The sequence below is a fragment of the Synechococcus sp. R6-7 genome (assembly GCF_047461695.1).
GTDB lineage: Bacteria > Cyanobacteriota > Cyanobacteriia > Thermostichales > Thermostichaceae > Thermostichus.
The window spans coordinates 1-5,188 of sequence record NZ_JANSHS010000339.1 but is presented as its reverse complement, the minus strand read 5'-3'; the positions used below and the strand labels follow the sequence as shown (position 1 = coordinate 5,188).

Sequence of the window (5,188 nt, the reverse complement as noted above, 5' to 3'; positions counted from 1 at the left end):
GGCTTGCGACTGGGACACCTTGAGCTTGCAAGAAACGGTCAGGACTTGGGTCATAGCCTTATTGCATTTTACTCACATTCCTCCCGACCCTTGCCCTGTGGGCAGAGAGCGGGGCTCCTGCGGTTTCTAGCTGACGGGCCAGCCAGGCAGTTAAATCCTCCAAGCTGTTGAAGTCCAACAGAGCTTCCCCCAGCGCCTCCAGTTGTGACGTTGACAAAGCCCAAATCTTATTCTCAAGGGCCGGGTCAAGGGATCCCAACTTCCGCCTGAGCAGCCGCAAAACCAGCGTTGCTTCCCCGTGTTGCAATCCCTGTTGTAATCCTTGTTGCAATCCTTGTTGTAGCCCTTGTTGCAGGCCCAGTTGTAGTCCTTCTCTGCGTCCTTCTTTGCGCCCTTCTTCCAGCCCCTCTCGCAGAGCTTCTGCCCGCCACTCTTGGTAGATCACCGATTCCCTCATATCCAAAGACCTCATGATCTGCCAATCAAACCCCGATCCAATGCTAGTCCCGCCAAGACGGCTGTTGCGGCTGCCAATTCCCTTCTCTCGCTGGGGTCTGCCAAGCTCTCTAGCTCACTGACCACCTCTCGCAAGGTTTCTGCTGGATCTTCCACCTGGCTCAGAACCCGAAAAGGCAGTAGGGCTTGCCAACCCGCTCCGGCCCTCAAATCACATTCCCATAGGCGGATGACATCAAACTCATGGCTCAGCCTCTCTAGACGAAAAGAGGTCTGGAAAACTCGCTCCGACCCCGTTTTGCGCAAGTCAATCGCGTTAGCGGTGCGGAGCACCTTGACCACCTGCTGCACCGATAGGTGAGGATACCTCCGATAGAGTCGGAGCCGAGCCACTTCTCCCATGAGCCAGCGGGCAAACTGCTCTGGGAAACGCTCGGCCAGATATTTGCAGACGTTGTCATAGGCCATGTCGAGGTGGATCCCTGGAATTAGCGACCGCCCACGGTAATGGAATCCACCTTGATGTGGGGCTGCCCGACGGTGACGTAAATGCTGCCACTTACAGAGCCACAGAACCCAGCTGCCAAGCTGAGGTCCTTAGAACACATGGAGATTTTGGTCAAGATGTCTTTGGCTTCTCCGATCAGAGTGGCTCCCTTGAGGGGTTTGGTAATCTTGCCGTTTTCGATGAGATAAGCTTCTTCGACGGCAAAGTTAAATTGCCCGGTTGGGCCGACGCTCCCTCCCCCCATGCGCTTGCAATAGATGCCTTTGTCGATAGAAGCAAAAAGATCGTCCAATTCTGCATCTCCGGGGGCAATGTAGGTATTGCGCATACGGCTGGCGGGGGCAAAGGTGTAGTTTTGGCGGCGACCGCTGCCGGTGCGGGGGTGGCCGGTGCGCAGTGAGCCGGCCCGGTCGGCCAGGAAGTTCTTCAAAATGCCCTTTTCAATTAGCAAAGTGCGCTGGACGGGCATCCCCTCGTCATCCACATCCAGGCTGCCAAAGGCCCCTTCAGAGAGACCTTCATCCCAGGCGGTAAGGTTTTTGTGGGCAATCTTCTGGCCTTTTTTGTCGGCAAAGGGAGTGGTTTTGCGCTCAATCTGGGTGGTTTCCAACAGATGCCCGCAGGCTTCGTGGAAGATAACGCCGCCAAAAGCGTTGGACATCACAATCGGGTAGGTGCCGGATTCCACATAGTCGGCATAGAGCATCTGGCCGGCGGCTTCTGCCAGTTCCCGGCTATGGGCCTCCAGATCCCAACGGCGCAAAAAGTTGGGATCCCCCGTACCGCCGGAGCGTTGACTGACAGAGGCGCGATGGGATCCATCGGCACAGAGCAGCGTAGAGCTCACGGATTGGGTGAGGCGCACATCCCGCACAAAGGTGCCATCGCTGCAGGCCACCAGAATCTCTTGCCAATCGCGGAAATAGGTGGTGCGGCGGGACTGCACATGGCGGGCTTGGCGACCCAGTTGCTCGTTGGCTTTGAGCAGGATCTCCCCCATCTCCGCAATGGGGCTACATTCCTTCAACCAGCCATCTTTGCGGCGACGCTCGCCGTAGTCCTGCAGCATCTCCAGGTTGACGGCAGAGACCAGCGCTGTGGGGCCAGGAGGGGTGAAGCCCATCAGCGAAAGGCCCTTCTCCAGAGCAGCCTTGAGACCGGCAAAGGACAGATCGTTGGTGCTGACGTAGCAGTCGGCCAAGCCGCGAAACACCCGCACGCCGGCCCCGGTGGAGAGCCGTGGGGTGATGCTGGTGATGGCGTCATCTTCGGCCAGGCAACTGATGGAATTGCCCCGTTCTAGAAAAATCTCCACCAAATCGGCACCGGCAGCGCGCCCCCAGCCCAACAGGGCAGAGAGGGGATCCCGCCAATCCTCGTCGAAGCGCTGTAGAGTATGACGGTAGTTCAGGTTGGGCAGTTCTTTGGACAAAAGCAGCATGGCAGGCTCAGGGAGTAGAGACGAGCTAAGGCCGGCGCAAGTTTTCGTTTTCTCAGTTTAACAAGGAGTAAAGGTTCTCCCCTGCCGGCAGGTTGGCCTTGAGCTTGACAAGGGCGGGGGAGCAATCGAAGATCGCTGCACAAGGAAACCTCGACTTGCAATGGCTGCCAAGAAAAAACCGCCGGAGCTTCAGCCCAGCCTGTTTGACGATCCCATCGAGCCGCCAGCCCCGGCGGAGGAGACACTCCCCCAGTGGGATCAGATCCCCCTGTCGGCCCAGGTGTCCATCCCCCCCGGCACTTACAGGGATTTGGAGCAACTGAAGCAGCATTGTTTGGTATGCCAGCGCTGCGACTTGGCAGCCAGCCGTACCCATGTGGTGGTGCATCGGGGCAACCCCAAGGCAAGGATTTTAATCATCGGAGAGGGGCCAGGGGAAAACGAAGACCTGCAGGGGCTGCCTTTTGTGGGCAAGTCGGGACAATTGCTGGATAAAATCCTGGCTTCGGTGGGGCTGGATCCCGACCGGGATACCTACATCTGCAACGCCGTGAAATGCCGCCCCCCCAACAACCGGGTGCCTGCCCCTGAGGAGATCGAAGCCTGCCGCCCCTATTTGCTGGAGCAGATTCGCTTGGTGGATCCCTGGATTATTCTGCTCACGGGGGCCACCTCGGTGCGCTCCCTTTTGGGCGAGAAGCGAGGGATCACCAAGATCCGCGGGGAATGGATCCAGTGGCAGGGGCGCTGGTGTATGCCCATCTTTCACCCGGCTTATCTGCTGCGCAACCCAGACCGCACCCCTGGCAGCCCCAAGTGGTTGATGTGGCAGGATATTCAGGCGGTGAAGCAAAAGTATCTGGAACTCACCGGCACAGCACCGCCCCAGCCCAACTTTTGAGCCCATTTCCCCAAGCGCCCCTCCTCCCAAAGGAGAGCAAGGGATCCCTACCTTGGCTGATCCCCAGGTTTGAACCCAGTCAAGAGGCCAAAGCGAAGCAAGCCGGTGGCATAAGCCCGACGCATCAGGCCCAGCCCCAGTGCCGCCCGAAGGGTAACCCAACCGCTGCGCAGCAAAGCCGGGATCCAGCGCCAGTCGCGGGCGGAAGCGATCACCTCATCCCAGAAAGGGGCCACTCGCTCCGACCAGTCGGCGCTGCGCACCTGCTCAAAGCCCACCTGTTGGGCCAGAGCCTCGTAGCTGGAGAGGCTGATCACATAGGGCAGGCAGTACACCTCGTAGATTTTCTGCAAAAGCTGTTGATCCTGCTGGCTCAGGGATCCCTCGCGGTGGCACCAGGTTACCACCATCAACTGCCCGCCCGGTTGCAAGACCCGCCAGCCCTCGGCCAGAAACTGCCGCTTATCCGGCATGTGCTCGCCGCTTTCCAGAGACCACACCAGATCAAAGGTGTTGTCTGCAAAGGGCATCTCCAGGGCATCGGCCACCTGAAATCGCACCTTGTTGCTCAGGCCGGCCTCTTGGGCGCGCTCCGTAGCCCGCTGGGCTTGGACGGGGCTGAGGGTAATGCCCGTAACCTGTGCCCCAAAGCGCCGGGCTAACTCCAAGCTGCTCCCCCCAATGCCACAGCCAAGATCAAGAATGTGCTGGGGAGGGCAGGGATCCCCGATCTGGCCCCACTGGATAACCCTATCAATCAAGTCAATCTGAGCTTGGCGGCGATCCTTACCGGTTTGGCCCGGCTCGTAATAGCCATGGTGCATGTGCTCCCCCCACACCCGCTCCCAGAGGCCGGAGGAGGCATCGTAGAAGTGGCGAATGCGTTGGTTGAGGGTGGAGGTCATGGCAACAGATCTCCATGGCTTTTTTATTTTGGATCCTCTCGCCCGGTGAAATCTGATGGGGAACCCTTGTAACCCAACTCGCGCCAGCCGGACGGAGCCATAGTAACAGACCCTTTCCGAACTCACCTTGGAGCAGAAAGCGATCCCAGCGCCCAAACCAACCGCTGCACAGCACTCAAGAGCACCAGAATTGCCATCAGCCCAAACAAGCCCACCATGTACTCCGGGAAAAGGAAAAACAAGCCGTAGAAAAAGATGGTTTCGCTGCCCTCGATAAGCCCCGACGGCATACTTAAGCTGGTCAGTTCATCCAGGGATCCCGCCCCGACGGTGCCATCCGTCCTTGTTGCTCTGCAACGCTGTCGCGAACGCCGTTTTTCCAACAGCCCTGCCAAATACATCCAGGAGCAAAGGTTGATGTAAAAGCTGGCCAGCATCAGAGCCAGAGAAGCATAGCCCAGCAGGGATCCCTGGTGAAAGGCCAGCCCCAGGGGAACGACTGCGTAGACCACCACGTCCAGCAGCATATCCAGGTAGCCCCCCAGATCGCTTTGCCGTCCCTGCAGACGAGCCAACGTGCCGTCCAGCCCGTCCATAAACCGGTTCAGCAACCACAGGCCCAGCCCCCACCCGTAGGCCCCGTAAGCTGCCGCTGTCCCAGAGGCCAGGCCCATGGCAAACCCCGACAGGGTAATGGCTAGGGGATGCACCTGTTGGAGAGGGGTTTGCAGCACTGGAGCCAACAGCCGCTCCTTCCACTGCCTAAGCACCTTATCCAGCAAGAAACACTCCTTTCTTATTGCTCTGCAACGCTGCTGCCGATGATCACCACCGGCTGGGATCCCAGAGGCCAGAGGCACAAAACCTCTCGATTCAATTTTCTTGCTCCGCACCGCCAACGCGATGGAAATCATCATCCCAGAATCATCCCAGATGATGAGAATGCTAGTAAACTACCCGACCCTGACTGCTTCGCA

General features: G+C 58.6%; 6 protein-coding genes. 1 reads left to right on the top strand and 5 read right to left on the bottom strand.

The window, feature by feature from the left end:
* Positions 1–58: 58 nt before the first annotated feature.
* Genes NW815_RS10250 through NW815_RS10240 form a run of 3 tightly spaced genes read right to left on the bottom strand, consistent with a single transcriptional unit; the run spans position 59 to position 2,405 of the window.
* Positions 59–472, bottom strand: a complete 414-nt coding sequence (locus NW815_RS10250; RefSeq protein ID WP_238376783.1) for a DUF4351 domain-containing protein — start codon at positions 470–472, stop codon at positions 59–61.
* The gene (locus tag NW815_RS10245; protein WP_414390939.1) at positions 469–924 is read right to left on the bottom strand and encodes a hypothetical protein; all 456 of its coding nucleotides are present in this window, start codon (positions 922–924) and stop codon (positions 469–471) included. Before NW815_RS10245 ends, NW815_RS10250 begins: the two co-directional genes overlap by 4 nt.
* Positions 925–944: 20 nt before the next feature.
* Positions 945–2,405 (bottom strand): TldD/PmbA family protein, encoded by a 1,461-nt coding sequence (locus NW815_RS10240; protein WP_414390941.1) that lies wholly within the window; start codon positions 2,403–2,405, stop codon positions 945–947.
* 280 nt (positions 2,406–2,685) lie between these two features.
* Between NW815_RS10240 and NW815_RS10235 the strand changes: the two genes are divergently transcribed.
* A complete protein-coding gene (locus NW815_RS10235; protein ID WP_414415977.1) occupies positions 2,686–3,306 on the top strand; it encodes a uracil-DNA glycosylase in 621 nt (206 codons plus the stop codon).
* 47 nt (positions 3,307–3,353) lie between these two features.
* Here the strand turns inward: NW815_RS10235 and NW815_RS10230 are convergent, their stop codons facing one another.
* Both NW815_RS10230 and NW815_RS10225 read right to left on the bottom strand, forming a co-directional pair.
* On the bottom strand, positions 3,354–4,211 hold the full coding sequence (locus tag NW815_RS10230) for a methyltransferase domain-containing protein (protein WP_414390324.1): 858 nt from the start codon (positions 4,209–4,211) through the stop codon (positions 3,354–3,356).
* 122 nt (positions 4,212–4,333) lie between these two features.
* A complete protein-coding gene (locus NW815_RS10225) occupies positions 4,334–5,128 on the bottom strand; it encodes a CDP-alcohol phosphatidyltransferase family protein (protein WP_414390326.1) in 795 nt (264 codons plus the stop codon).
* Positions 5,129–5,188: the final 60 nt, after the last annotated feature.